Source organism: Vibrio barjaei, from assembly GCF_001639065.2.
GTDB lineage: Bacteria > Pseudomonadota > Gammaproteobacteria > Enterobacterales > Vibrionaceae > Vibrio > Vibrio barjaei.
In genome coordinates, this window is sequence record NZ_LQXO02000012.1 from 141,917 (window position 1) to 167,661 (window position 25,745).

Consider the following 25,745-nt stretch of genomic DNA (forward strand, 5'->3'; position numbering starts at 1 on the left):
TAATAGTTGTGACGGTAAAGATGTAAAAAAAAAGTTGCGCATTTGGCGCAACTTTTCTGTTATGAAAGGGCGAAATAAACTGTCTAAACTGACGTCTATTTTTGTGTTGCTGCTTTCATTGCATTAACAAATTCAGCAAGTTTGTTTAGCATTTTTTCTGGCTCTGCCAAGTTGTTCTCGATGATTTTAACGACCGCTGAACCAGAAATAGCCCCTGCAGCACCGGCAGCCAACGCCTCAGATACTTGCTTCGGTTCAGAAATACCAAAACCAAGTAATGATGGCGGAGCATCATGTTTGGTGAGTTTGTCTAGCTGAGTATTCATAGGCATATTCGCTTTAGTTTCAGTACCAGTTACTCCGGCTCTCGAAAGCAAGTAGGTATAGCCGCCGCCTAGTTTTGCCACTTGCTGAATGGTTTCTTCACTCGCTGTTGGTGGCGCAATAAAGATAGGGTGAATACCGTGCTTATGAGCCGCTTCCACAAACTCTTTGCTTTCGTTAGTTGGGACGTCAGCGATCAGTACTGAGTCGACGCCCACTTCCGCGCATTTCTTATAGAAAGTGTCAACGCCACCTGAATAGACGAGGTTTGCGTACATGAGCAATCCAATTGGAAGCTCTGGGTACTTTGAACGTATTTTTGCCAGTAGTTCAAAACAGATAGTCGGTGTGGTTTTTGAGTCCAAAGCACGAATGTTTGCGCCTTGAATAGTAGGGCCGTCCGCTTGAGGGTCTGAAAATGGCATGCCAAGCTCTAGCGCATCAGCGCCGGACTCAACTAAGGTTTCGATGATTTTCAGAGACAGCTCTGGGTTTGGATCTCCCATTGTCACGAAAGGAACGAAAGCGCCTTGATTCTTCTCGCCTAGGCGTTGAAACATTTCTTTGTAGCGATCTTGATTCAGGCTCATTACATAACTCCTTTTTCTTTTAAGATATCGTGAACAGTGAATATATCTTTGTCTCCGCGCCCTGATAGGTTAACAACGAGAAGCTGTTCCTTCTCTGGGTTTTCGCGTGCCATCTTTAACGCGTAAGCCAGTGCGTGTGAAGACTCAAGAGCTGGGATAATACCTTCTCCGCGTGCTAGTTCTTGGAATGATTCAAGTGCTTCGTCATCAGAAATAGACTCGTACTCTGCTCGACCAATACTATTGAGATAAGCGTGCTGTGGTCCAACGGATGGGAAGTCGAGACCTGCAGAGACGGAATAAGACTCTTCTATTTGGCCATGTGGGTCTTGCATAAGTGGCGCTTTCATACCGAAGAATATACCAGTAGTACCATGCTTCAATGGTGCGCCGTGTTGGTCTGTATCAATCCCTAGTCCTGCTGGTTCAACACCGATTAGGCGAACGCTCTCGTCTTCAATAAAGTCTGCAAACATGCCAATGGCATTTGAGCCACCGCCGACACAGGCAATAACAGCGTCAGGAAGAACCCCTTCACGTGCTAGGATTTGATTTTTGGTCTCTTCACCAATCATACGCTGGAATTCACGTACAATGGTTGGGAACGGGTGAGGGCCTGCCGCTGTCCCTAGCAAGTAGTGCGCATCTTCGTAGCTGGCTGACCAGTCACGTAGTGCTTCATTACAGGCATCTTTTAGTGTTGCTGAACCAGAATGCACAGGAATTACCTCAGCACCCATTAGACGCATGCGGAAAACGTTAGGACTTTGACGTTCTACGTCTTTTGCACCCATATATACTCGGCATTTTAGTCCAAGCAACGCACAAGCAAGTGCTGTTGCAACCCCATGCTGACCAGCACCTGTTTCGGCAATAATTTCGTTTTTACCCATACGTTTGGCAAGTAAAGCTTGGCCAAGTACTTGATTGGTTTTGTGAGCACCACCGTGAAGTAAATCTTCACGTTTAAGGTAAAGCTTCGTCTTGGTGCCTTTGGTTAGGTTGCGAGTTAGTGTTAGTGCCGTTGGACGTCCCGCGTATTCTTGTAGTAGGGACATAAACTCTGAACGAAATTCAGGGTCATCCTGAGCATCGATAAAGGCTTGCTCTAGCTGATCCAGTGCTGGGACAAGGATCTGTGGAACAAATTGTCCACCGTATTCGCCAAAATAGGCATCTAATTTAGACATGGTAAATTCCTTAAGTTGAAACTTGTTACTCGTACTAGAGCAAGTTTTAGTAATCTCGAATTAATGCGAAGGCTTGGTTGAGTTTTTCGGCATCTTTCTTACCCGGTGCGGACTCAACGCCCGAATTGAGATCTAAGCCGATGCATCCAAGCTGACTAGCTTGCTTAACATTCTCAGGAGACAGTCCTCCAGCTAGCATAATGTCAGTGGTGTTATTTAATAATTGCCAGTCAAAGCTTTTCCCGGTACCGCCTGATTGTTCACCTACCTTGGCATCCAATAAGTGGCGGTCAACATTGACGCTGGTTAGGTCTGGTAGCTCATCGGTGACGCCGTGTGCTTTCCACACTTTGATATCATCATTAAGAAGGGTTTTGAGCGTATCCACATAGGCTTGGTCTTCGTTACCGTGTAGCTGGACCGCAGACAGTTTCAGTTGATTCGCTGTATCTGCGACAAACTCCGGATTATGGTTTTGGAATACGCCAACAAACTCAAGTGGAGCGCCACTCATGACCATGCGAGCTGATTCTAAATCGACATAGCGCGGAGACTTCTCAACGAAAATCAGTCCGCCTTTGACTGCACCGGCTTGGTAAGCTTTTGCTGCATCGTCCGCTTGTGTTAGGCCACATACTTTGTTATCGCCTAAAAGCACTTTGCGAACGGCAAGTTCGAGGTCTTTTTCAGCCATCAATGAGCTGCCGATAAGGAATCCATTAGCATATGCAGCTAAATCACGCACTTGTTGATGGTTGTATATTCCGGACTCTGAAATGACGATAGTCCCTTCCGATAGTTTAGGTGCTAGTTTCTTGGTGCGATCTAAGTCAATTGATAGATCTCGTAAGTCGCGATTATTAATACCGACTACTTTTGCTCCTAAAGCATCAGCTCGCTTCAACTCTTGCTCGCTAATTATCTCCGTCAGTATGCCTAACCCCAGAGATTCAGCTACGGCTGCAAGTTCACGATATTTGTCATCATCGAGTACCGATAACATGAGTAGAATAGCGTCGGCGCCATAGTGACGTGCAAGATAAACCTGATAGACATCGATCATGAAATCCTTACAAATAACCGGCTGTTTCACCTGGCCGCGTACTTGTGGAAGAAAATCAAAGTTCCCTTGAAAATATTTCTCATCTGTTAAAACTGAGATGGCGCTTGCGTGATTGTTGTACACCGAAGCAATATAGTCCAAGTCGAAATCGTCGCGGATTAGTCCTTTTGAAGGGGACGCTTTTTTACATTCGAGAATGAAAGCCGCTTTCCCAGTAGAAAGTGCATCGTAAAAACTGCGATCTGATGGCTCTAAGTCTGATTTGAAGCTTTCTAGTGGTTGAGACTTTTTACGAGCCGCAACCCAGATTTTTTTGTCTTCGACGATTTTTGCTAATACAGTTTCCATTTTCTTTTCCTATGTTGTCGTCGATGGTCTATCCGCGCTCAGCGAGTTGCTGGACGAGTTGATACGCTTTACCTGAATTCATGGCATCTATCGCTTGCTGAGCATTAGACTTAAGGTCGTCATACCCAAATAATTTCATCAATAACGCAACGTTGACAGCAACAGCGCCAAGTTGAGCGTCAGTACCTTTTCCGGTCAGCATATTGGTGATAATTGCGCGGTTTTCTTCTGGCTCACCACCTTTGATAGCCTCAAGTGGATGAGCATCTAAGCCGAAATCTTCTGGCGTTAACGTGTACTCGGTAATTTTTCCGTCTTTGATTTCGGCTACTAGCGTTTCGCCATGAATCGCTACTTCGTCTAGACCGCTACCGTGTACTACAGCTGCACGTTTCATCCCCATTTGTAGCATGGTTTCTGCAATAGGACGAACCAGTTTTGCGTCATAAACGCCCATCAACTCGATATTTGGTTTTGCTGGGTTAATCAGCGGGCCCAAAATATTGAAGATAGTGCGAGTTTTCATGGTTTGGCGAACGGGCATCGCATGACGAACACCACCGTGATATTGCGGTGCAAATAGGAAGGCAACACCAATATCATCAACGGCTTTACGTGTGTCCTCGGCAGACATCGCTAGGTTGATGCCAAAAGAGTCGAGCAGGTCAGAAGAGCCAGATTTGCTCGACACACCGCGGTTACCATGCTTCGCTACTTTTAAACCACAAGCCGCGGCAACAAATGCTGCCGTTGTGGAAATGTTGATAGTGTTAGCTCCGTCGCCACCAGTACCCACGATATCTGCGAAGTCATAGTCAGGACGGGGGAAGGGATTTGCATTGGCTAATAGTGCTTTGGCTGCGCCTGCGATCTCTTCTGGGGTTTCACCTTTGATTTTCAGAGCGGTCAACGCGGCAGACATCAAAATAGGGTCAAGTTCGCCTTTAATGATGGTGTCAAACAACTGCTGGCTCTCTTGTTGAGACAGGTCTTGTTGGTCGTAAAGTTTATTAATAATAGTTTCCATGATTACGATTCCTTGAATTTGTTTCAGTTGTTTGAATGATTAAAGCTGTTTCGTTGCCCACGCAATAGCGTTGCTTAGCAACGTTGCGCCATACGTCGTCATGATCGACTCTGGGTGATATTGAAAACCACAGACACGGTCTTGTTCATGCGCGACAGACATCACCAAACCATTGACTTGTGCAGTGATATCTAGGCTGTCAGGCACTGTCGTTGCGACCAGAGAGTGATAGCGCGCGATTGCCATTGGTGACGGCAGTCCTTGATAAATGCTGTGGTTATCGTGAGCCATCATGGATACTTTGCCGTGAATGATTTCTCCAGCACCAGCTACCACACCACCGTAAGCTTCTACAATCGCTTGGTGGCCTAGACAAATACCGATCATGGGTACTTTGCCACGCAGTGTTTTGATGAGTGCTGGCATGCAACCCGCATCTGCTGGCGCGCCTGGGCCAGGAGAAAGCACAACCACTGGATTGTCCAATTCAAGCACCGCGTTAGCTATGACGTCAGCAGCAATGTGATTACGATAGATCTTTACGTTGTGGCCTAAGCTGCGGAATTGGTCGACCAGGTTGTAAGTAAATGAGTCGAAGTTGTCGACAAATACAATGTTGGCTTTGCTAGAAATAGTATTAGTAGACATTGTAATTACCCCTTGTGCGCCGTTTTAATGGCAGAAATAACGGCTTGTGCTTTTCCTCGTGTTTCGTCTGCCTCAGATTGAGGGTCGGAATCAAATACAACACCTGCGCCGGCTTGAACCTGAGCAACTCCATCCTCTACATAGGCGGAGCGGATGACGATACACGTATCAAGGTCACCAGTACCATTCATGTAACCAACTGCTCCACCATAGCTACCACGTGTTTGCCCTTCAAATTGACGAATAAGCTGCATAGCACGAATCTTTGGTGCACCTGTAAGTGTTCCCATGTTCATACATGCTTGATAGCCATGAAGGGCATCGAGATCACCACGGAGCTGTCCAACAACACGGGACACTAAATGCATGACGTGGCTATAACGATCGGTTTGAAGTAGATCGGCGACATGTCTAGTGCCGGGCTCTGCGATTCGTGCAACATCGTTACGAGCTAAATCAACCAGCATCATGTGCTCAGCGTTCTCTTTCATGTCGCTACGCAGTTCCAGTTCAATGCGGCTGTCTAGATCTTTGTTGATGGAGCCATCGGCGTTTTTACCGCGACGTCGTGTGCCCGCAATAGGGTAGATTTCAATTTGATTGGAGTCAGAACCGTACTTGAGTGCGCTTTCGGGTGATGCTCCAAATAGGGTGAATAACTCGTCCTGCATGTAGAACATGTATGGACTTGGGTTGCTTTGCTTCAGCTCTTTGTATGCAGCTAGCGGAGAAGGGCATGGTAGAGTGAAACGGCGTGATGGAACGACTTGGAAAATGTCGCCACGAACGACGTACTCTTTTAAATCTCTTACTATCTGGCAGAAATCTTCATCAGAGATACTAACGGTCTCTTCGATACCTTCAACTTTTTTCGCCTCTGGAACAAGCTTTAGGTCATCGCATTGCTGACTGATTTGTAGAATTCTTCCTCGGATACGAGCTAATTCATCTTCATCATGGTTGAACAACGTTGTGTGCAGGTCGCACGATTCTTTTTGGTGGTCAACAACAAGTAAACTCTCTGCGACATAAAATACGAAGTCTGGGCATTGGTTTGATTGCTCAGCATCACCCAGAGGTTCGAAGTTAGCAACGATGTCATAAGCGAAAAGTCCGCCCATAAACAATGCATTTTTATCTTGGCCTGTCAGGTCGAAACTGTGTTGTACAAGGCGAAGTGCATCAAAAGAAGAGGCTTCACGGAGTCTAGAATCTTCATCAAGCGTATCATCAGGCATCTCAAACTGAACGACTAACTCACGTTCTTGTAGGGTAAATTCAATACCTTCAGCAAGATTCTGAGCAATGATATTGAGTAAGTTAACGCCGTTTGTGGTTAATGCTTCGTAGCGAACTTTGTGACCCTCACAAACAATTCTTACCGCTGAATCAACGATAAGCAGACTTTGGAGATCTTGTTTAGAGTCAATTTCAGCAGACTCAAGCAACAGGCTATCTGTTTTGTTTTCACATAGCGTATGAAATAGTCGTGTCGGATCTTGGGTATAAGGTACTTGCAATGACAGTACTTCCAAACGACCTTGCTTTTTGATGGTAATGGCTTTGTTCACAAAACCTCCTCTAAATTCTTTGAATCTGCTTTTGCAACAATCTTGATACATACTCGCATAATTAAAACGTTTGCCCAACGTTGAATAGGTTCAATTTGTTGCTTAATTAATCAGTTAAATCGAAAAACAAAAAAGCCCACTCGTTTGAGTGGGCTTTAATCAAATTAGGTTTTGATTATGCACGCAAAAAAGCCCACTCGGATTGTGTCCAAGTGCGCCACCAACCTTGTAGAGAATTAACCGTACGGTTTAAAGGTTTTTTGATTGTATGAATATCTAGTAACATACGTGCTTAACTCAAATAATGTATCTGCGTACTAGTTAACTAGTTCATGGTGCGAAAGTCAACCGAAATTGTGAAAAAATGAAGATAGATTTACATAGCCATACCACAGCCTCAGATGGCCGACTATCGGTTGCCGAACTTTTAGACAGAGCGATTGGTTTTGATGTCAAGGTGCTTGCCATTACTGACCATGATACTTTGGATGCGATCCCCGAAGCGCTTGAGCTTATTGAACAGCAATCACTACCGATTGAGTTGGTCAACGGCATTGAAATCTCAACCGTCTGGCAGAACAAAGACATTCATATTGTGGGGCTAGGCGTATCAATTGATTCTCCGGAATTATTAGCGCTTATCGAAGCTCAGCAAGCAAGACGTGTTGAACGCTCCGAACTCATTGCACATAGATTAGAGAAGGCCACTCGTGAAGGCGTTCTAGAAGAAGTAAAACTTATCGCGGGAGACGCGCCAATCACTCGTGCACACTTTGCAAAGTGGTTGGTGGACAACGGCTATGCTAAAACCATGCAGCAAGTGTTTAAGAAATATATGACGCGTAATAATACTGGTTATGTGCCTCCTAATTGGTGTTCAATGCAAGAAGCTGTTGCTGCGATTCATAGTGCAGGGGGAGTGGCGGTCCTCGCTCACCCTGGGCGCTACCAATTAACCGCAAAGTGGCTCAAACGACTAATCGCTGCATTTTGTGAGGCTAACGGTGACGCGATGGAAGTAGCACAGCCGCAACAAAGTCTTCAAGAAAGACGCAACCTGGCCGATTATGCGATACAATACAATCTATTAGCTTCACAAGGGTCGGATTTCCATTACCCGTCGCCTTGGATGGAGTTAGGTAGAAATTTATGGCTTCCATCTGGAGTTGAACCAGTATGGGACCAATTATCTTTAAAGACGGCAACCTCACTCGACAGCGCTACACTAGATAGTGGGGATGCTGCACAGCAGTAGTTAAAAGAGAGCGCTCTTGAAGTCGAACAACATGGAAGGTTGTACCGAGAGCATCCTAAAAGCTTGAAGGAATAACAATGAGTCAATTTTTTTATGTACACCCAGAGAATCCACAAACGCGCTTGATCAATCAGGCCGTTGCCATTATCCGCAATGGTGGGGTGATTATTTATCCAACTGATTCTGGCTACGCGCTTGGATGTCAGCTTGAAAATAAACAGGCGCTAGAGCGTATCTGTCAAATACGTCGTTTAGATGACAAACACAATTTTACATTGTTGTGTCGAGATTTATCAGAGTTATCTCTTTACGCTCGAGTAGACAACACAGCTTTCAGATTACTTAAAAATAATACACCGGGTCCGTTTACTTTTATTTTTAAAGGGACCAAAGAAGTGCCGCGTAGGCTAATGAATCCAAAACGTAAAACAATTGGTATTCGTGTTCCAGACAATCGCATCGCATTGGATTTGTTAGAAGCACTTGGTGAACCTTTAATGTCAACGTCGCTGATTCTTCCGGGAAATGACATTACAGAGTCTGATCCTGAAGATATTCGCGATAAGCTAGAGCATGCGGTTGATTGCATACTAAATGGTGGCTATTTAGGTGAACAGCCTACAACGGTTATTGACTTTAGTGATGACGAGGCGAAAGTCTTGCGAACAGGGGCTGGTGACCCAACGCCATTCCAATAAATAGGTCAATGTTTTCTTACTAATTAAGGGAAGAAACTTGGTGCGTCTAACAGAATTCTTTGCGATAATGTGCGACCGCGATTTTTAAGGTCGCATTATCTGGTTTCGACGTCTGTGAAGACGACATTATAGGTAGGTAAATGAGCGAAAAATTACAAAAGGTGCTTGCTCGCGCAGGCCATGGTTCACGACGTGAACTTGAAACCCTAATCAAATCTGGGCGCGTGAGTGTTAATGGTCAGGTAGCAAGACTAGGTGAACGTCTAGAAGACGAAAATGCGGTTATCCGTATTGATGGTCATACAGTTTCTGCCAAAGCACAAGAAGAAGTGGTTTGTCGAGTGCTGGCCTATTACAAGCCAGAAGGTGAGTTATGTACTCGTCACGACCCTGAAGGTCGCCGCACAGTATTTGATCGCCTACCTAAGATCCGCGGTTCGCGCTGGATTTCTGTTGGTCGTCTTGATGCCAACACATCAGGTCTACTTCTTTTCACTACCGATGGTGAGCTAGCAAACCGTCTAATGCACCCAAGTCGCCAAGTTGAACGTGAGTACTTGGTTCGTGTATTTGGTGAGATTAACGAGAAGAAAGTTCGCAATGTGGTCAACGGCGTAGAACTTGAAGACGGTATGGCTCGTTTCGAAGATGTAGTTTACGCCGGTGGTGAAGGTATGAACCATACTTTCTACGTAGTTATCAACGAAGGTCGTAACCGTGAAGTTCGCCGTCTTTGGGAATCACAAGAAACCACAGTTAGCCGCTTGAAACGTGTCCGTTATGGCGACATCTATCTTGATAAGAAGCTGCCACGTGGTGGATGGATGGAGCTGACACTGAAAGAAGTGAACTATCTTCGTGAGCTCGTTGAATTACGTCCCGAAAAAGAAACGTTGTTAGATCTTAGTCAGAACACGTCACGTCAACGTGAGCGTTCTCGTAGCCAGAAGATTCGTCGTGCGGTACGCCGTCATGAAGAGCGTGCTAATGCACCTAAAGGTCGCAGTAACCAGCAGCGTCGTAACAAAAAGTCTGCTGGTGAGCAAAGCGCTCGCTCCAAGACTCGACGCTAAGCGTTATAGTTACTAAAAAGCCAGCTTATCTAGCTGGCTTTTTTTCGTCTGAAGATCGAGCCACCTTCTAACTATGCCAAGTTTTTACCTATGCATTGGCGTTTTGCGGAAATGACTCTCCACCATACGCTGGGTCACAATATGTTGTGGATTGGTCATGATCTCATTAGTGTTTCCGTATTCCACTACATCACCTTCGTGCATTACCATGACCTTGTCGGTAATATGTTTGATGATGCCTAAGTGTTGTGACACGTAAACGAACGCAACCCCCATCTCTTCTTGAAGCTCTAAGAATAGGTTAATGATTTGCGAGCGCATTGCCATATCAAGGCCGTTCAACGCTTCATCTGCGACGATAATTGAAGGCTGAAGGATCAAAGCACGAGCGAGGCAAACACGCTGCTTTTGACCTGTTGCCAACATCTGAGGGTAGAAGTAAGCATGCTCTGGAAGTAAGCCTACTCGAACCAAGGTATCTTTTACTCGTCGCATACGCGCTTCTGGAGGCATATTGGTGTTTCGTTTTAGCGGGCCTTCCAAAATACGACCAATCTGAATTCTTGGATTCAAAGACGTGTTTGGGTCTTGAAAGATCATGCGAATCAGTTTGCAACGGGTGGAGTAATCTTTATGTTCAAGTAAATCACCGTTGACTCGAATTTCTCCCGCGGTTGGATCGACTACGCCCGCAAGCATACGAGCTAGCGTGGATTTACCAGAACCATTTTTGCCAATAAAGCCGATAGTTTGCCCGGCTTCTAGGTCAAAACTCACTGGTTTAACGGCGTGCTGAATTTTTTTCTTAAATAGCTTAGATCGAGTTACAAAGTCTTTTTTTAATCCGGAGACTTCTAACAACGCACTCATGCTTTTTTCTCCGTATTAAGAGGGAAGTGACAACTGTATTTATGATTCTTAACGCGTTTAGCGCTAGGAATTTCCACGCATTGTCTCTGCGCATAGGGGCAACGAGGGCCCAGGCGACAACCAATCGGTAAATGCTGTAATGGCGGAATAGAACCTGGTAAGGATTGGAGCTTCTCTTTGTGTGGAATCCAATCGCCAAAATCCGGCATTGCTTTGAGCAGTGCAACTGTATAGGGATGTTTGGGTTTAGCGAGCAGTTTTGCAGTATCTGCCGATTCGACAGACTGACCACAGTACATCACTGTAATTCGAGTCGCCCATTGAGTAATGGTGGTTAAGTCGTGGCCGATCAGAATGATAGTGGTGTTATTTAACTGATTCATACGACTCAACAGACGCAATATTTGCGATTGAGTAATTGGATCCAAGTCGTTGGTTGGTTCATCTGCAATCAGCAGTTTTGGCTTGGTTGCAATTGCCATGGCGATCATGATTTTCTGACATTCACCATCAGTCAGTTCGTAAGGGTAGCTGTTCATGATACGAGTATGGTCTTTAATACCCACCTTATGAAGTAACGCGATGGCTTGTTTTTTACGCCACTTAAATCGCTCCCACCATTTACCTTCAAAGGAACGAGAAGGGATCGATTCTATAAGCTGCTTGCCCACTTCGTCAGAGGGGTCAAGACAGGTTGAAGGCTCTTGGAAAATCATTGCCACATCGCGAGCAATAACACGTCTGCGTTCACGAGGAGTGAGTTGCAGTAGATCGATATTGCCTAAGCGCATTCTATCGGCGGTCACGCGCCAGTTGTCCTTACAAACGCCAACAATGGCCTTGGCAACAAGACTTTTTCCTGAACCGGATTCGCCAACCAAACCTCGAATTTCACCTTCATTGATGGTAAAGCTCATGCGATCCACCGCTTTGACGAGACCTTGTGGTGTCTCGATTTCGATGGTCAAGTGTCGAATATCTAAAACTGGCATTATTCGATCCCCGCGTTTAGTGCGCTGCGCACACCTTCACCAACAATATTCACCACAACAACGGTAAACAGAATAGCCAAACCAGGAAGGATAACAGTCCATGGTGCTAAATAGAGCAACTCAGCGGCATCACCTAACACTGCTCCCCATTCGCTGCTTGGCGCTTGTGCGCCCAGACCAAGGAAACCAAGTGCGGTAATGTCTAGTATGGCGATGGATAACGCAAAAGTCACTTCGGCTGCAATGACTGTTAATATATTAGGCAGTATAGAGTTCCATAGCAGATAGAAGTCGTTCGCGCCGTCTAATCGAGCAGCCATAATGTAGTCTTTTTCAACTTCGGTATGAACCGCAACATAGATTGAGCGAATGAACCTTGGAATGAGTGCTAAACATATTGCTAGCAGAATATTGAACTCACCAGGACCTAAGAACGCCACGAATATGATCGCTAGTAGTAACGATGGGATAGACATTACAGTGTCGAGAAGGTGGTTCAGCGTACTGGAAAGTAGGCCGCGCGTCATTCCTGCTAATATACCAATTAAGCAACCTACTGCTGCTGCAATGGCTGTAATGATAATTGCAGCGCCAAATGAGAGGCGTGAGCCATCGATAATGCGTGACAAAATATCGCGACCTAAATCGTCGGTCCCAAAGAAGAAATCGACGGTACCTTGAGGATCCCAAGATGGTGGAATTAACAAATAGGAGCTCTGCGCCATTGGGTCGTAAGGCGCGATAAATGGTGAGGCAAGAGTGATGATAATAACAAAAACCAAACACCAAAGACCAAACATTGAGAGGCTATTCGAACGATAACTGCGCCAAAATCGCTCTAGCTGAGTAGGAATACGCTCTTCTTGGTAGACGTTATCTGACAGCATACCATTCCTTCCTTACTAGAGGATTGACCATCGCACCCAACAGATCTGACAAAATGCTCGCTGCCAAGACGATAGAAGCCACAACCAAGACGCCAGCTTGAATTGATGCATAATCCTGATTGGAAAGCGCATCCAGCAGCCAACGTCCAATACCCGGCCAGTTAAAAATAGACTCAGTCATAATGGCAAGTGTGATCATACTTGAGAGCTGAACCCCAAGCTTAGGAATAATGGGTGGAATGGCATTACGTAGCACGTGCTCAATGACGATTTCATAGTTAGATAAACCTCTAATTCGAGCAGCTCGAATGTAGTTTTGTCCCATTACTTCGGTTACTGAAGTACGCATCATACGAATAACTTGCATCGTCGGTGAGAGGGCGAGCACTAAACAAGGCAAAATCATATGTTCAATAACGCTTTGTAACGCCTCTTTGCGATAAGGTGCGTCCGATAGCAGAGCATCAATGAGTGCAAATCCTGTGACATGATCAATTTCATAAAGTAGGTCATAGCGTCCGGCAACAGGGAACCATTGATAATTCAGCGAGAAGTACATAATCATCAATAACGCAATCCAGAATAAGGGTGCGGCATAACCTACCATGGAGGAGAACGAAATGATGTTATCCAACCATTTACCTTGTCTCATACCCGCGATGGTGCCAGCTGGAATACCCACAAACACCGATATCATAAACGCAGCAAAACACAGCTCAAGAGTTGCAGGAAGTACTGCTGAAAGCTCTTGGGTAATGGGCACGCCAGCTTTAGTCAGTCCAAAGTCTAGACGAGACAATTGAGCGACATAATCAAGCCAACCAGGGAAAAACGCTTGAGTAGTCCAGAAAGAATCAGGGTCAAGTCTCACTAAGCTATAGCCGACGAAAGTCAGGATCAATAACGTAATGACAAATAGATTTAGTCTGCGGACAGAATACCAAAACATCTACTTCAACCTCACAACTTGATCAAACGGTTGGGCATTGAATGGACTGGTTCTAAAACCTGTCAGACTATCGCTATGTGCTTGATATTTTTGACCGTGCGCAATAGGCAACACAGGAACTTCCTCATTCAAAATGTTTTGTGCTTGTCGATATAGATTGAGTCGATATCTTGGTTGACTCACCTCAAGTGCCAGATCTAACAGAAAGTCAAAGTCATCATTACACCACATAGATAGATTTAAACCTTCACGTTTTGACGTGCAAGATAACAAAGGACGTAAGTAGTTATCTGGGTCGCCCGTATTTCCCACCCAGCCTGTTAGCAGTAGATCAACGGACTCAATATTCGATAGCTCTTGGCGATCGACTCGATCATCGGTGAGTAGGTTAAGGGTAATTCCCACATCGGCTAAGTTAGCTTGGATAAGTTCTGCCGTTTTACGCGGACTCGGGTTGTAGACACGTGGCTCAAGAGGCACCGCCATGGTGAGCTCTAGACCTTTCTCATAGCCAGCCTCTTTTAGCAGCGCCATTGAATAATTCCGGTCATAGCGAATTTGAGTGGCATCTTTCTGGTGTGCCCAAGAACTTGGTGGAAGAAGACTATAAGCTTTCTCACCCGTGCCAAAATAAACTGCTTCGAGAATGTTGTCGCGGTTAATCGCGAGATTCAGGGCTTTGCGAACTCTAGGGTCACTAAGTGCTTGATGCTGAGTATTGATAGCCACAAAAGCCACGTTCATGGCTGGCTTGGCTTGCAGGACGATGGACTCTTCATTCAGTATCACAGGAATTTGGCTCGAAATAGGCGAGTTCAGGACATCGCACTCATTTCTTAATAGTTTAGCTAAGGCGCCAGCTCCGCGATGAGAGATATCAAATACGACTTGTTCCATATCTACTTTGCCACGCCAGTAGTTTTCGTGACGCTTTAGGCGAACTAAATCTGCGACTTGGTATTCGTCTAGGTAGAAAGGCCCAGTACCAACAGGGTAAATATCAATATCGAGTTTATGATCGGAAAATACGAGTTGATCAGCATATTCAGCAGAATAGATAGGTGCGTGTGCCGTCGAAATGTTGGAAAGGAACGAGTTGTCTGGCCTTGATAGAGTATACTTAACGGTATTGTCATCCAATGCTTCAACTTTCTCGACCAAATTTGCGAAGTCAATGCCTGCGAACCATGGATAGACACTGCCGCCTACGTCGTGGAAAGGGTTGTTAGGGTCGATAATACGCGTGAAGCTAAATACAACATCGTCCGCATTCATCGGACGTGTGGGAGTAAACCATTCAGTGGTTTGGAACTCTACACCTTTGCGCAGAGTGAACGTGTACTCGGTGCCTTCCTCATTAACTTGCCAGGATTTCGCTAAGTTTGGAACAGGTTGGTGAGTACCCGGGTTTAGCGTTAGTAGCGTATCGAATAACTGCGGCGCAATGGATTCGACAGTGATGCCACCGTCTACTAATTGCGGGTTAAAAGTACTAGGACGACCTTGGTCGCAATAGACGAATCCGTCTTGTCTAACTTTCGAGTGATCGACTTTTTCTTCGCAACCTGTCAATAGGATGAGACCGCAAAGTCCAAGCGATAAATTGATTAATGCCTTCATAAACACGCTACATTCATTTTAGCGAACGTAATATCTGTATTGAGATCAGGGTAATTTACCACTAAATCGTCAGCTAAACCAATAATCACAAGCACTTATCGTGCAATTGGTTAAAAAGTGTGGCGACTGTCTGAACCTGCTCAAACCAGTTTGTACTTTCGCACTAAACCTCTTAGCTGATCATAGCTCAAGCTTAGCAGCTTAGCAGCACCGCGTTGATTGTATTGAGCTTGCTTAAGTGCTTCATTAATCAACTTTATATTTTGTTCATCCTGCCATGTTTTAAAATCGAGTGGAAAGGTGAACGCCTCTTCAGCAGGAGGTTGCGAGGACAGAGGCTCTTGTTCCGAAGGCGTCTCACTATGTTCCGCTCTCATTGATGGGAGAGCACCGAATTGACCTTCAAATGGATTGAATATTAATGACTCAATGGGCTGTTCATTGGCTCCTTGCTGATACACAGCACGCTCCACTACATTTTTTAATTCACGAATGTTACCTGGCCAAGGGTAGTCAGCCATACTTTGCCAGGCTTGTTCGGTGAACCCAACAAAGAACGGTAGACCTAACTCTCGACACATTTTTATTGCAAAGAACTCGGCTAAGAGTGGAATATCCTCTGGACGATGGCGCAGAGGTGGTAGATGGATCACGTCAAATGCCAGTCTATCAAGAAGGTCAGGGCGAAACTTTCCTTGCTCGGCGAGTTTAGGTAAATCTTCGTTGGTGGCACAAACCAGGCGAACGTCAGCTTCCAACGCTTTTGCTCCACCTACGCGTTCATACTGTCCGTATTCAATCACTCTAAGGAGCTTCTCTTGCACAGATAAAGGGGTGGTAGCGAGCTCGTCTAAGAACAGTGTGCCATTTTCTGCCCGCTCGAATCGTCCTTGGTGACGACCTTTTGCACCGGTAAACGCACCAGATTCGTGCCCGAACAGCTCAGAGTCGATCAGCCCTTCACTCAAGGTTGAACAATTAAGAGAAACCAAAGGTTGATCCCAACGTTTAGACAAATAGTGTAAACGCTGAGCAATCAGTTCTTTACCTGTACCACGCTCGCCAATAACCAGCACTGGACGGTCAATGGGAGCGAGACGAGATACTTTATCGAGTACAGCTAGAAAAGCAGGAGATTCGCCAATTAAGTTTTGCGCCATAGTGAGTCCTCTAGGTTGGTAAAAATTACCAATAGTTGGCTAGAGTCATCATAGCATGTCAATCTGATTAAGCGAGTGCAATATCTATCTTATTGAATATTATGGATTTAAAAAATTGGCACGGTAATTGGATTACCTATAGCAACGATTCAGAGTTCATTGGCGAGCTCATCCAATTAGGAGAAGTAGTATGGGTATTTTTTCTCGTTTTGCAGATATTGTAAATTCAAACGTGAGCGCTTTACTTGATAAGGCAGAAGATCCAGAGAAAATGATTCGTCTGATCATTCAAGAAATGGAAGATACACTAGTTGAAGTTCGCACTAACTCAGCAAAAGCGATTGCCGACAAAAAAGAGTTAGCTCGTAAAGTGAAAGCGATTGAAGAGCAAATTATAGAGTGGCAGCAAAAAGCGACACTCGCGTTAACAAAACAACGTGAAGATTTAGCGCGAGCAGCACTGATTGAAAAGCAGAAGCTTGAAAATGTCGTAAAAGGGCTGCACGATGAGCAAACTTTGGTGGAAGAAACGATCGACAAGCTCACTAATGAAATTGCCAAATTAGAAGCCAAAATTACCGAGACACGTGCGAAGCAGCAGGCGCTGATCATTCGTTCGGAAGCAGCAAGTAATCGTCGTGATGTGCAGAAGCACTTGCATACTAGCCGCACTCATGAAGCGATGGCGAAGTTTGAGCAATACTCTCGTAAAATTGATGAATTGGAAGCGGAAGCGGACCTGTATTCGAAAACAGGTAACGCGAAATCTTTAGATCAAGAGTTTGCTGAGCTGCAAGCACAGGACGAAATTGATAAAGAGCTCGCTAAGCTTAAAGAGCAAATGAATAACGAAAAATAATGCGGATTAGGAGAAAAGTATGTCGTCATTTTTAATTGCGGGTCCATTAATTGTCTTTTTGATTTTTGTTGCACCGCTGTGGCTTTTTCTCCACTACCGCAGCAAGCGTAAATCAGAGAGTGGTCTGTCGCAGCAAGACTTCCAAAAGCTGCAATCGCTGTCTCAACGTGCAGAAAAAATGCAGCTACGTGTGGATAACCTAGAGAGAATTCTGGATGCGGAATCCCCAAACTGGAGGCAAACCTATGACTCATAGAGAGCTGTATAAAGATCCGGTCAATGGTAAGCTGACAGGAGTGTGCGCAGGTTTAGCCAATTATTTCGGTGTTGAGGTTTGGCTGATACGAATTCTTGTAATTTCAGCGGCGCTGTTAGGGGGGAGCTTTTTAGTCTTGTTGGCGTACGTGGCAATGAGTTTGATGCTAGAAAAGCAACCTGACAACTTTGTTGAAGCCATGAAAACCAAGAAAGAGCATTCATTGAAGAGTAAACCTTGGCAACAAGGGCAAAACGCGAAAGACTTGCTGAATACGCTAGAGCGTGATTTTGATTCGATGGAGCATAAAGTGAGAGATATGGAAGCGTATGTCACGTCAGAGGCATACAAAGTAAATCGAGAGTTCAGTAAGCTTTAATATCTTATAGCGTAATGAAAAAAGAGGTGCAGCGGCACCTCTTTTTGATATTTGCTGGAGAATAGATGAGAAGCACACGTTGTTAATGCGTGTCGCGCAGCTGTTCTGTTAACCAGTTTGACAACGCTTGAAATTTGGCCCGATGTTCCATTCCATTTGGGCAGACTAAATCATAGCCTTTACCTGATTCCACGCTGGCAAACGGAGCCACTAACTTTCCCTGCTTAATTAACGGTGCAATAAACTCTTTTCTTCCGAGAGCGACTCCCAAGGAGAGCTGGGCAGCATCAATGGCAATCCTATTATCGCTATAATAGTCACACTTATCCTGACAGTTGATGTCGAGCTGCATCTCATTCAGCCAGTGCTGCCAAGCAATACTGTCGCTGTTGTGAATAAAACGGATATGATTTAATCGAGCATCATCAAGGTGAAGTTGGTGTTTTTCAGCGTACTCTGGGCTGCAAACCGGTATACGCTGACCAGCAAAGAGTCGTCGGCTGAAGTGGTTAGGATAACGCCCTTCACTGTAAAAAATAGCAGCATCGTATGGTTCGAACTGAAAATCACTTTGATTCTGTTTGGTGTCCAGTTTGATGCTTAGATTCGGATATTGATGACGAAAATCCGGCAGTCTTGGCATTAACCACGATGATGCGAAATAGGGGGAGGTAGCGATGTACAGCTCACCCGTTAACTCACCTGTTTGGATGTCTGACAGTTCGGAAAATATAGATTCAAATGAGGTATTCAGAATACTGAAAATACGCTGTCCTTCTGGGGTAAGTGCGAGTTTCCTCGTTTTCCTAATGAACAAGTTAAAGTTAAGCAGCGTTTCAAGCTTTTTAATACGTTGGCTTACGCCTCCTTGAGTAAGAAATAATTCTTGTGCGGCGTGAGTGAAACTAAGATGTCGAGCCGCCACATTAAACGTATGCAAGAGTGATAACAATTGCTGTCGATTGTGGGTTAGATTCATGGATTACTCCGGCTAATGTATTGGTTCGATTTATTGGTTTGTTTAACGTTTTACTTGATTATAAATTACATCACATAATCTAAAGCTGGAAGGGTATTCGTTGTGCTATAGACTAAAACGAATAATCGGTATTGCTTCTAGTTATGAGCCAGCGTTTGTAAACGTCTTCTTGGAATAATAAAGTTGGGTGTTATGAGACTTATATTGAACGCAGATGATTTTGGGCTGACTGAATCGGTGAACTTAGCGATAGCAGATTGCTTTCATGCTGGAATGGTGAAGTCGACGACGATTATGATGAATCAGCCTGCTGTAGAGCATGCCGCTGAATTATATCGACGAGGGCTTATATCAGAGGTTGGCTTACACTTTACCGTTACCGCAGGTAGGCCGCTCTCCGATCCTGATCTTATCCCTAGCTTGGTGAATGATGACGGAGAATTCTTTGATAAGACGATACTGTTTAACAAATCAGATGTTTCAAGTGACGAGGTCGAAGTTGAGCTGAAGGCTCAGTACCGCGCTGCGTTAGATATGGGATTCAATATTAATCACATCGATAGTCATCATTTTGGAGGCGTCTATCGATCCCTAAAACAAGGTTTTACTCAAGCAGTGAACAAGATTGGACTTCCTGTGCGGAGAATCGATAGCATCATCCAAGGGCAAGAGCTGTTAGCTGTCCTTACACCGGATGTATTTGATATGGGGTTCTATGCTGAGGGAGCGACGATCGAACACTTAAAAGCGATGCTTCTTGCTTACCAAGAGCAAAAGCCGAGCGGTACGATAGAGCTCATGTGCCATCCAGCTCGAAAGGTTAGTGAGGAGCTTGCCGCACTCTCAAGTTACACCGACTCAAGGGTTGAAGAATGGCGAATTCTTACCAACTTAGAGATGTCATTGTGGTTGCAGCAACAAGGAATTGAGTGTGTCGGCTTTGATGCACTGAACGTATAAAATCATTTACGAAAATTCGATAGAGCAAGGTGAGGATATTCACCTTGATCATTAACCTGTGAAATGCAGGGAAGCTAGTATAAATCTATTATTAATTAATGAGTTGCTGGCAAGGCACGATTCTCTCGACTATGTTTTAAATTACATTAAGAACAAGGCAGTTGAGAATGAAGAGCAAGCTTTCCTTTTTGGCGATAGTCGCCAGTCTTATAAGTGGCTGTGGACAAGAGCCTCCGCCAATTCCTGAACCGGACTCTCGTCCAGCCAAACTGTTTAACGTCGCTGTCGGCAATAGTAAATTTGAGCGCACATTCCCTGCTACTTCAGAGGCGGGTGATAAAGCCGTTCTCGCTTTCCGTGTTCCCGGGCAATTAGAGCAAATAGTAGTGCGCGCAGGCCAACCTGTTTCTAAGGGACAATTACTTGCTCAGCTCAATCCCGACGAATATCAATTATTAGAGAAGCAAGCCAAGGCGAATTTCCAATTGGCGGATGTTCAATATCAAAGGGCTCTTAAGTTACGCAAGGATAAAGTCGTGTCCGAACAAGACTTTGACCAAGCAAAGGCAAACATGAATTCCGCTCAAGCTAATTGGTCTCAAGCTAAGGCCAATTTACGCTATACCAAACTGCTTGCCCCGTATGACGGTACTATTTCCATAATCCCTGCAGACAATTACGAGTACATTCAAGCCAAAGAAGGGGTTATGAATATCCAATCGAGTCAACTTATTAAGGTTATTTTTCAGCTGCCTGATCTATTGTTGAATCGATTCCAATCGAAAAATCAAGTAGATGCTTCCATGGTATTCGATGCCTATCCATCACGTGCATTCGAACTAACTTTTCAAGAAATTGATACTGAGGCTGACCCAAAGACGGGCAGTTACAAAGTGACCATGATCATGGAGAGACCGACGGATGTTGGAATCCTACCGGGAATGGCTGGTCAGGTAAGCGTAGTCACTCGCAGCACCGGCGCTACGGTAATCCCTCAATCGGCACTGTTTATGGAAGGGGATACTAAGTGCGTTTGGCGGGTTAGTGAACAAGGAATTGTCGAGAAAGTAGCAGTAGAGCTTAACGAGAAGCGACAGGTTATTAGTGGGCTAAACGATGGCGATCAAATAGTAGTTTCTGGGGTGCAAGGGATTGAACCAGGTATTAAGGTCCGTGAGTGGGTCAAGGAAAGAGGGCTTTGATATGCATAGTCGCTTAGTAAGTATTTTAGTTCTTGCTGCAATAATATCAGGTTGTAGCAAACCCGAAGTGGGAACGAGAGAGGAAGTTCCTAAAGTGAGAGTCACGGAGATTGGTAAAACCGAGCTGAAAAATAGTCTTTATTTTCCTGCTCTTGCTATGGCAGCGGACCGCTCTCACCTCAGCTTTAGAGTCGCCGGAGAAATCAGCTCTATCGATCTTAAAGAAGGTGACTTTGTGAAAAAAGGTGATGTGTTAGCAGCGCTTGAACCCACAGATTACCAATTGGCGGTAGACAATGCGCAAGCGCGGTTTGGGGTCATTGACAGCCAATTTCGCCGCTCAAGTCCTTTGGTTAAAAAGGGGCTATTAGCGCAATCACAATTCGATGAAATTGCAGCGCAAAGAGCCTATGCCAAAGCAGAACTTGAGCTTGCTAAGTTACGACTATCTTTTACAGAGCTCATTGCTCCGGTGGATGGCGTAATATCGCGAGTGTCAGCAGAACAATTTGAGAACGTTCAAATAGGTCAGCAAGTGGTCAATATCCATAGCGTCGATGAAGTAGAGGTTATTGTTCAACTCCCTGACAGCTTTTCACTAAACCAACCTACGAACCGCGATCTGGCTAGCATTGAAACTCTCGTGCGCGTGCCCTCTGGTAATGAATATACGGCACGGCTGAAAGAGTTTACGACCGAGCCCGACCCTTCGCTCGGTACTTTTACCGCTACCTTAGTGCTGCCCATGCCGAAAAACGAATACATTTTAGATGGTATGGCGGTTGATGTGACATCCAAAGCTAAAGATGTTGGTCTGAATCTGACCCGTGGAGTGAGTGTTCCCATAGAGGCTGTCTTTAATCAAGATGGCGATTCGCTCAATGACAATGAGAAGTTCGTTTGGCTGCTCAACGAAGATAGTACGGTAACTAAACAGAAAGTGACGACGGGTAAAGTCTCTCAAACCACAATTCAAATAGTTGATGGCTTGGAGCAAACGCAACAGATAGTGATTGCTGGTATTGCAAGGCTCAGAGATGGAATTAAAGTGGAAGTACTTTCGCAGGAGGCGAAGTGATGAACCAAGAAAAACAACAATCATTGCCTCAATCGGATGCCGAGATTACTGGCGTTGCCGCGTATTTTATTCGCAATAAAGTCATCAGTTGGATGGTGTCATTAATATTCCTGATAGGTGGCGTTTCTGCATTCTTTGGATTGGGTCGATTAGAAGACCCCGCATTTACGATAAAAGATGCAATGGTAGTGACCTCGTACCCTGGTGCGACGCCTCAACAAGTGGAAGAGGAAGTCACGTATCCGATAGAGAAAGCTATTCAGCAGCTCACTTATGTGGATGAAATCAACTCCATATCGAGCCGTGGTCTGTCACAGATAACCGTGACCATGAAGAACAACTATGGTCCTGATGACTTACCTCAAATATGGGACGAACTGCGTCGTAAAGTAAATGACGTGAAAGGTTCGTTGCCTCCAGGGGTGAATGAGCCATCGGTAATTGATGACTTTGGTGATGTATATGGCGTGTTGTTTGCCTTGACGGGAGAAGGATACAACTACAAAGAACTTCTAGATTATGTTGACTATCTTCGACGTGAATTAGAGCTGGTAGACGGAGTCAGTAAGGTCTCGGTAACGGGTGACCAACAAGAACAAGTATTTATTGAGATTTCGATAAAACGGATAAGCGCTCTTGGTATCGCACCAAGCACGATTTTCAATTTGCTTCAAACTCAGAATATTGTTTCCAATGCGGGGGCAACCCGAATTGGTGACGAATACATCCGTATTCAACCAACCGGGGAGTTTACTGATGTATCGGAGCTCGGTGATCTTATCCTTACGGAAGGTGGTGCTCAAGGTTTGATCTTCTTGAAAGATGTCGCAGAGATAAAGCGAGGTTTTATCGAAGTCCCATCGAACATCATTACTTATAATGGCGATACTGCACTCAACGTAGGAATCTCGTTTGCCAGCGGCGTCAATGTCGTCGAAGTCGGTGACCGGCTATATAGACGATTAGCGGAACTCAAATATCAACAGCCAGTTGGGGTCGAAATTAATGAAGTTTACAGTCAACCTAAGGAAGTGGGTAAATCAGTTCGTGGATTTGTGGTTAGCTTGGGACAAGCTGTCGCCATTGTAATCGTGGTTTTGCTGTTCTTTATGGGGCTTCGTTCGGGTTTATTGATTGGACTGATTTTACTGCTTACGGTGCTCGGGACTTTTATTTTCATGCAGTACATGGCTATCGATCTTCAAAGGATTTCTTTGGGTGCCTTAGTCATAGCGCTTGGGATGCTGGTGGATAATGCCATCGTGGTCGTGGAAGGAATATTAATAGGAACACAAAAAGGGAGGACTCGGCTTCAGGCCGCAACTGATATTGTGACGCAAACGAAATGGCCATTACTAGGGGCGACTGTGATTGCGGTTACGGCCTTTGCGCCCATTGGTTTGTCAGAAGACTCAACAGGCGAATATTGCGGCACATTATTCTCCGTACTATTAATTTCACTCATGCTAAGTTGGTTTACTGCCATATCTCTTACGCCTTTCTTCGCCGATCTGTTTTTCCGAGGTATGAAGGTGAAGGAAGGAGAAGAAGGCAATGATCCTTATAACGGATTTGTTTTTGTTGCTTACCGAAAGTTCCTTGAGTTTTGTATGCATCGAGCTTGGTCGACAGTGATCGTATTGATTCTGGCACTAGTAGCGGCCTTATATGGATTTACTCAAGTTAAACAGTCATTCTTTCCTGCCTCTACAACGCCAATGTTCCAAGTGGATGTTTGGCTACCAGAAGGAACCGACATTAGAGCAACCAATACCAAACTTAAAGCAATTGAAACTTGGATATCTGAGCAACCAGAAGCTGACCATATCACGACAACGGCGGGTAAAGGGTTACAGCGATTTATGCTGACTTATGCTCCGGAAAAGAGTTATGCCGCTTATGGAGAAGTTACAACTAGGGTCACTAGCTATGAGGCATTGCAGCCACTAATGGCTAGGTTCCGAGATTATCTAGACGCAACCTTCCCAGAGATCAACTACAAGCTTAAGCAAATTGAACTCGGCCCTGGCGGTGGTGCAAAGATTGAGGCTAGAATCATTGGCTCTGACCCGACGGTACTTAGGAGTATAGCGTCGCAAGTTATGGATATTTTGTATGCCGACCCAGGTGCTTATAACATTCGACACGATTGGCGTGAGCGCACTAAAGTTCTTGAACCAGTGTTTAACGAGAGTCAAGCTAGACGTTACGGCATTACAAAATCTGATGTGGATGATGTGCTAATGATGTCCTTCTCCGGTAAATCCGTTGGTTTGTACCGAGATGGAACAACCTTGATGCCCATTGTGGCAAGGCTACCAGACGAAGAGCGGGTGGATATTCGTAACATTGAAGGGATGATGATTTGGAGTCCCGCACTGAGTGAGTTTATTCCATTCCAACAGGTCACACAGGGATATGATACTCGCTGGGAAGACCCTATCATTGTCCGCAAGAATCGCAAACGGATGCTGACGGTGATGGCAGATCCAGATCTACTTGGCGAGGAAACTGCTGCTACACTCCAAAAGCGTATCCAGTCAAAAATTGAGGCGATAGACCTACCACCAGGTTACTCATTAGAGTGGGGGGGAGAATATGAGTCTTCTGGGGATGCGCAAGAGTCTCTGTTCCAAACAATGCCTATGGGCTATCTGTTCATGTTCTTAATTACTATCTTCTTGTTCAATGCCGTTAAGGAAGCACTTATTGTCTGGCTAACTGTGCCTCTGGCCGTCATTGGCGTTACCACCGGACTACTTGCCTTAAATACCCCATTTGGTTTTATGGCATTATTGGGTTTTCTAAGTCTGTCCGGGATGTTATTAAAAAACGGTATCGTTTTACTTGACCAGATTGAGATAGAAATCAAAACCGGAAAAGAGCCGTATTTAGCGGTCGTTGATGCGGCGTTAAGCCGAGTGAGACCGGTGTGTATGGCAGCGATCACTACTATCTTGGGGATGATTCCGCTGTTACCGGATATCTTTTTTAAGCCGATGGCGGTAACAATTATGTTTGGTTTAGGATTTGCGACCGTATTGACGTTAATTGTCGTTCCAGTGCTGTATCGTATCTTCCACAGAGTTAAACCAATCTAGATATTTGGGAGCAGCGTAATGCTCCCAAATATCTCTATCCATTAAGGAGAGATGAATTCGATGTGCAAACGATGCCCATGGCTTGATGAAACCAAGCAAGATTATGTGGAATACCACGATAAGGAGTGGGGTGTCCCCGTACTAGACGACCAAACTATGTTTGAGTACCTAGTGTTGGAATCCGCTCAGGCAGGATTGAGTTGGTATACCATCTTAAAACGTCGCGAAGGGTATCGAAACGCATTTGCTAACTTTGATGTAGAGAAAGTAGCCCGTTTTACCGAAGAAGATGAACGTCGTTTGCGGGAGGATAGTGGGATTATTCGCAATAAATTGAAAATCAGCTCTACTATCACCAACGCTCAGCATTTCATTGAGATACAAAAAGAATTTGGTAGTTTTTGCAATTATATCTGGTCGTTTGTCGACAATAAGGTATTAGTTACTAGTCCTAAGACACTAGAAGATTATCCAGCCACGTCTGAGGTCTCTGATCGGTTAAGTAAAGATCTAAAGAAGCGCGGCTTTAAGTTTGTTGGGTCGACCATCATCTACGCCCACCTTCAAGCGGCAGGGCTAATCAATGATCACAGTGTTTCTTGCTATCGACGCCAAGAGGTTATCGATAGCTATCAGCAGCTTGGTCTAGAATACCAGTTAATTTAG

The 25,745-nt window shown here is 45.0% G+C and carries 24 protein-coding genes and 1 other annotated feature; of the genes, 11 read left to right on the forward strand and 13 right to left on the reverse strand.

Annotated elements, in window-relative coordinates; translation table 11 throughout:
• Window positions 1-95: 95 nt before the first annotated feature.
• From trpA to AWH66_RS07090, 6 genes are read right to left on the reverse strand one after another with little or no spacing between them, the layout of a single operon-like run.
• Window positions 96-914: a tryptophan synthase subunit alpha gene (gene trpA / locus AWH66_RS07065; RefSeq protein WP_063605533.1), complete on the reverse strand. Its 819-nt coding sequence runs from the start codon at window positions 912-914 to the stop codon at window positions 96-98.
• Window positions 914-2,104: a tryptophan synthase subunit beta gene (gene trpB / locus AWH66_RS07070; RefSeq protein WP_063605532.1), complete on the reverse strand. Its 1,191-nt coding sequence runs from the start codon at window positions 2,102-2,104 to the stop codon at window positions 914-916. Before trpB ends, trpA begins: the two co-directional genes overlap by 1 nt.
• A gap of 46 nt (window positions 2,105-2,150) precedes the next feature.
• Window positions 2,151-3,515 (reverse strand): bifunctional indole-3-glycerol-phosphate synthase TrpC/phosphoribosylanthranilate isomerase TrpF, encoded by a 1,365-nt coding sequence (gene trpCF, locus AWH66_RS07075; RefSeq protein WP_063605531.1) that lies wholly within the window; start codon window positions 3,513-3,515, stop codon window positions 2,151-2,153.
• A 28-nt stretch (window positions 3,516-3,543) separates the two neighbouring features.
• A complete protein-coding gene (gene trpD / locus AWH66_RS07080) occupies window positions 3,544-4,542 on the reverse strand; it encodes an anthranilate phosphoribosyltransferase (protein WP_063605530.1) in 999 nt (332 codons plus the stop codon).
• 39 nt (window positions 4,543-4,581) lie between these two features.
• Entirely contained in the window at window positions 4,582-5,190 is a 609-nt protein-coding gene (locus tag AWH66_RS07085) for an aminodeoxychorismate/anthranilate synthase component II (RefSeq protein WP_063605529.1), read from the reverse strand.
• Window positions 5,191-5,195: 5 nt separating this feature from the next.
• Window positions 5,196-6,761: an anthranilate synthase component 1 gene (locus tag AWH66_RS07090; protein WP_063605528.1), complete on the reverse strand. Its 1,566-nt coding sequence runs from the start codon at window positions 6,759-6,761 to the stop codon at window positions 5,196-5,198.
• 126 nt (window positions 6,762-6,887) lie between these two features.
• Window positions 6,888-6,990: a sequence feature (Trp leader region), on the reverse strand.
• 135 nt (window positions 6,991-7,125) lie between these two features.
• Here AWH66_RS07090 and rnm point away from each other — a divergent pair.
• The 3 genes from rnm to rluB all read left to right on the forward strand — a co-directional run bounded on the left by rnm (window position 7,126) and on the right by rluB (window position 9,787).
• Window positions 7,126-8,016 (forward strand): RNase RNM, encoded by an 891-nt coding sequence (rnm, locus tag AWH66_RS07095; protein ID WP_063605527.1) that lies wholly within the window; start codon window positions 7,126-7,128, stop codon window positions 8,014-8,016.
• Window positions 8,017-8,093: 77 nt separating this feature from the next.
• Complete coding sequence (locus AWH66_RS07100; RefSeq protein WP_063605526.1) at window positions 8,094-8,714, forward strand: L-threonylcarbamoyladenylate synthase; 621 nt, start codon at window positions 8,094-8,096, stop codon at window positions 8,712-8,714.
• Between the two features lie 140 nt (window positions 8,715-8,854).
• On the forward strand, window positions 8,855-9,787 hold the full coding sequence (gene rluB, locus AWH66_RS07105; protein WP_063605525.1) for a 23S rRNA pseudouridine(2605) synthase RluB: 933 nt from the start codon (window positions 8,855-8,857) through the stop codon (window positions 9,785-9,787).
• An 84-nt stretch (window positions 9,788-9,871) separates the two neighbouring features.
• Here the strand turns inward: rluB and AWH66_RS07110 are convergent, their stop codons facing one another.
• The 6 genes from AWH66_RS07110 to pspF all read right to left on the reverse strand — a co-directional run bounded on the left by AWH66_RS07110 (window position 9,872) and on the right by pspF (window position 16,265).
• A complete protein-coding gene (locus AWH66_RS07110) occupies window positions 9,872-10,657 on the reverse strand; it encodes a peptide ABC transporter ATP-binding protein (RefSeq protein WP_063605524.1) in 786 nt (261 codons plus the stop codon).
• The gene (locus tag AWH66_RS07115; protein WP_063605523.1) at window positions 10,654-11,649 is read right to left on the reverse strand and encodes a peptide ABC transporter ATP-binding protein; all 996 of its coding nucleotides are present in this window, start codon (window positions 11,647-11,649) and stop codon (window positions 10,654-10,656) included. The genes AWH66_RS07110 and AWH66_RS07115 overlap by 4 nt, the downstream gene beginning before the upstream one ends.
• Window positions 11,649-12,536 carry a putrescine export ABC transporter permease SapC gene (sapC, locus tag AWH66_RS07120; RefSeq protein WP_063605522.1) on the reverse strand — a complete coding sequence of 296 codons (888 nt, stop codon included), beginning with the start codon at window positions 12,534-12,536 and terminating at the stop codon, window positions 11,649-11,651. Before sapC ends, AWH66_RS07115 begins: the two co-directional genes overlap by 1 nt.
• Window positions 12,523-13,485: an ABC transporter permease gene (locus tag AWH66_RS07125; RefSeq protein WP_063605521.1), complete on the reverse strand. Its 963-nt coding sequence runs from the start codon at window positions 13,483-13,485 to the stop codon at window positions 12,523-12,525. Before AWH66_RS07125 ends, sapC begins: the two co-directional genes overlap by 14 nt.
• The gene (locus AWH66_RS07130) at window positions 13,486-15,105 is read right to left on the reverse strand and encodes an ABC transporter substrate-binding protein (RefSeq protein ID WP_063605520.1); all 1,620 of its coding nucleotides are present in this window, start codon (window positions 15,103-15,105) and stop codon (window positions 13,486-13,488) included. It abuts the gene before it with no gap.
• Window positions 15,106-15,245: 140 nt separating this feature from the next.
• Entirely contained in the window at window positions 15,246-16,265 is a 1,020-nt protein-coding gene (gene pspF, locus AWH66_RS07135; RefSeq protein WP_063605519.1) for a phage shock protein operon transcriptional activator, read from the reverse strand.
• Window positions 16,266-16,455: 190 nt separating this feature from the next.
• Between pspF and pspA the strand changes: the two genes are divergently transcribed.
• The 3 genes from pspA to pspC are packed head-to-tail and all read left to right on the forward strand — an operon-like array spanning window position 16,456 to window position 17,759.
• Complete coding sequence (pspA, locus tag AWH66_RS07140; RefSeq protein ID WP_006073881.1) at window positions 16,456-17,124, forward strand: phage shock protein PspA; 669 nt, start codon at window positions 16,456-16,458, stop codon at window positions 17,122-17,124.
• Between the two features lie 19 nt (window positions 17,125-17,143).
• A complete protein-coding gene (gene pspB / locus AWH66_RS07145) occupies window positions 17,144-17,380 on the forward strand; it encodes an envelope stress response membrane protein PspB (protein ID WP_063605518.1) in 237 nt (78 codons plus the stop codon).
• Entirely contained in the window at window positions 17,340-17,759 is a 420-nt protein-coding gene (gene pspC / locus AWH66_RS07150) for an envelope stress response membrane protein PspC (RefSeq protein ID WP_198557657.1), read from the forward strand. The genes pspB and pspC overlap by 41 nt, the downstream gene beginning before the upstream one ends.
• Window positions 17,760-17,841: 82 nt before the next feature.
• Here pspC and AWH66_RS07155 read toward each other — a convergent pair whose 3' ends face one another.
• Window positions 17,842-18,738 carry a LysR substrate-binding domain-containing protein gene (locus AWH66_RS07155; protein WP_063605517.1) on the reverse strand — a complete coding sequence of 299 codons (897 nt, stop codon included), beginning with the start codon at window positions 18,736-18,738 and terminating at the stop codon, window positions 17,842-17,844.
• A 192-nt stretch (window positions 18,739-18,930) separates the two neighbouring features.
• On the opposite strand from AWH66_RS07155, the gene AWH66_RS07160 reads away from it, so the two are divergent.
• The 5 genes from AWH66_RS07160 to AWH66_RS07180 all read left to right on the forward strand — a co-directional run bounded on the left by AWH66_RS07160 (window position 18,931) and on the right by AWH66_RS07180 (window position 25,745).
• On the forward strand, window positions 18,931-19,698 hold the full coding sequence (locus AWH66_RS07160; protein WP_063605516.1) for a carbohydrate deacetylase: 768 nt from the start codon (window positions 18,931-18,933) through the stop codon (window positions 19,696-19,698).
• A 167-nt stretch (window positions 19,699-19,865) separates the two neighbouring features.
• On the forward strand, window positions 19,866-20,900 hold the full coding sequence (locus tag AWH66_RS07165) for an efflux RND transporter periplasmic adaptor subunit (RefSeq protein WP_063605515.1): 1,035 nt from the start codon (window positions 19,866-19,868) through the stop codon (window positions 20,898-20,900).
• A 1-nt stretch (window position 20,901) separates the two neighbouring features.
• Window positions 20,902-21,978: an efflux RND transporter periplasmic adaptor subunit gene (locus tag AWH66_RS07170; RefSeq protein ID WP_063605514.1), complete on the forward strand. Its 1,077-nt coding sequence runs from the start codon at window positions 20,902-20,904 to the stop codon at window positions 21,976-21,978.
• Window positions 21,978-25,079, forward strand: coding sequence for an efflux RND transporter permease subunit (locus tag AWH66_RS07175; RefSeq protein WP_063605513.1), 3,102 nt, complete (start codon window positions 21,978-21,980; stop codon window positions 25,077-25,079). The genes AWH66_RS07170 and AWH66_RS07175 overlap by 1 nt, the downstream gene beginning before the upstream one ends.
• A 60-nt stretch (window positions 25,080-25,139) precedes the next feature.
• Complete coding sequence (locus AWH66_RS07180; protein WP_206360042.1) at window positions 25,140-25,745, forward strand: DNA-3-methyladenine glycosylase I; 606 nt, start codon at window positions 25,140-25,142, stop codon at window positions 25,743-25,745.

What these genes read in the sequence shown, in the direction of transcription:
- trpA (WP_063605533.1), bottom strand. Translation starts at nt 914, where the DNA reads ATGAGCCTGAATCAAGATCGCTACAAAGAAATGTTTCAACGCCTAGGC.
- trpB (WP_063605532.1), bottom strand. Translation starts at nt 2,104, where the DNA reads ATGTCTAAATTAGATGCCTATTTTGGCGAATACGGTGGACAATTTGTT.
- trpCF (WP_063605531.1), bottom strand. Translation starts at nt 3,515, where the DNA reads ATGGAAACTGTATTAGCAAAAATCGTCGAAGACAAAAAAATCTGGGTT.
- trpD (WP_063605530.1), bottom strand. Translation starts at nt 4,542, where the DNA reads ATGGAAACTATTATTAATAAACTTTACGACCAACAAGACCTGTCTCAA.
- AWH66_RS07085 (WP_063605529.1), bottom strand. Translation starts at nt 5,190, where the DNA reads ATGTCTACTAATACTATTTCTAGCAAAGCCAACATTGTATTTGTCGAC.
- rnm (WP_063605527.1), top strand. Translation starts at nt 7,126, where the DNA reads ATGAAGATAGATTTACATAGCCATACCACAGCCTCAGATGGCCGACTA.
- AWH66_RS07100 (WP_063605526.1), top strand. Translation starts at nt 8,094, where the DNA reads ATGAGTCAATTTTTTTATGTACACCCAGAGAATCCACAAACGCGCTTG.
- rluB (WP_063605525.1), top strand. Translation starts at nt 8,855, where the DNA reads ATGAGCGAAAAATTACAAAAGGTGCTTGCTCGCGCAGGCCATGGTTCA.
- AWH66_RS07110 (WP_063605524.1), bottom strand. Translation starts at nt 10,657, where the DNA reads ATGAGTGCGTTGTTAGAAGTCTCCGGATTAAAAAAAGACTTTGTAACT.
- AWH66_RS07115 (WP_063605523.1), bottom strand. Translation starts at nt 11,649, where the DNA reads ATGCCAGTTTTAGATATTCGACACTTGACCATCGAAATCGAGACACCA.
- sapC (WP_063605522.1), bottom strand. Translation starts at nt 12,536, where the DNA reads ATGCTGTCAGATAACGTCTACCAAGAAGAGCGTATTCCTACTCAGCTA.
- AWH66_RS07125 (WP_063605521.1), bottom strand. Translation starts at nt 13,485, where the DNA reads ATGTTTTGGTATTCTGTCCGCAGACTAAATCTATTTGTCATTACGTTA.
- AWH66_RS07130 (WP_063605520.1), bottom strand. Translation starts at nt 15,105, where the DNA reads ATGAAGGCATTAATCAATTTATCGCTTGGACTTTGCGGTCTCATCCTA.
- pspF (WP_063605519.1), bottom strand. Translation starts at nt 16,265, where the DNA reads ATGGCGCAAAACTTAATTGGCGAATCTCCTGCTTTTCTAGCTGTACTC.
- pspA (WP_006073881.1), top strand. Translation starts at nt 16,456, where the DNA reads ATGGGTATTTTTTCTCGTTTTGCAGATATTGTAAATTCAAACGTGAGC.
- pspB (WP_063605518.1), top strand. Translation starts at nt 17,144, where the DNA reads ATGTCGTCATTTTTAATTGCGGGTCCATTAATTGTCTTTTTGATTTTT.
- pspC (WP_198557657.1), top strand. Translation starts at nt 17,340, where the DNA reads ATGCGGAATCCCCAAACTGGAGGCAAACCTATGACTCATAGAGAGCTG.
- AWH66_RS07155 (WP_063605517.1), bottom strand. Translation starts at nt 18,738, where the DNA reads ATGAATCTAACCCACAATCGACAGCAATTGTTATCACTCTTGCATACG.
- AWH66_RS07160 (WP_063605516.1), top strand. Translation starts at nt 18,931, where the DNA reads ATGAGACTTATATTGAACGCAGATGATTTTGGGCTGACTGAATCGGTG.
- AWH66_RS07165 (WP_063605515.1), top strand. Translation starts at nt 19,866, where the DNA reads ATGAAGAGCAAGCTTTCCTTTTTGGCGATAGTCGCCAGTCTTATAAGT.
- AWH66_RS07170 (WP_063605514.1), top strand. Translation starts at nt 20,902, where the DNA reads ATGCATAGTCGCTTAGTAAGTATTTTAGTTCTTGCTGCAATAATATCA.
- AWH66_RS07175 (WP_063605513.1), top strand. Translation starts at nt 21,978, where the DNA reads ATGAACCAAGAAAAACAACAATCATTGCCTCAATCGGATGCCGAGATT.
- AWH66_RS07180 (WP_206360042.1), top strand. Translation starts at nt 25,140, where the DNA reads ATGTGCAAACGATGCCCATGGCTTGATGAAACCAAGCAAGATTATGTG.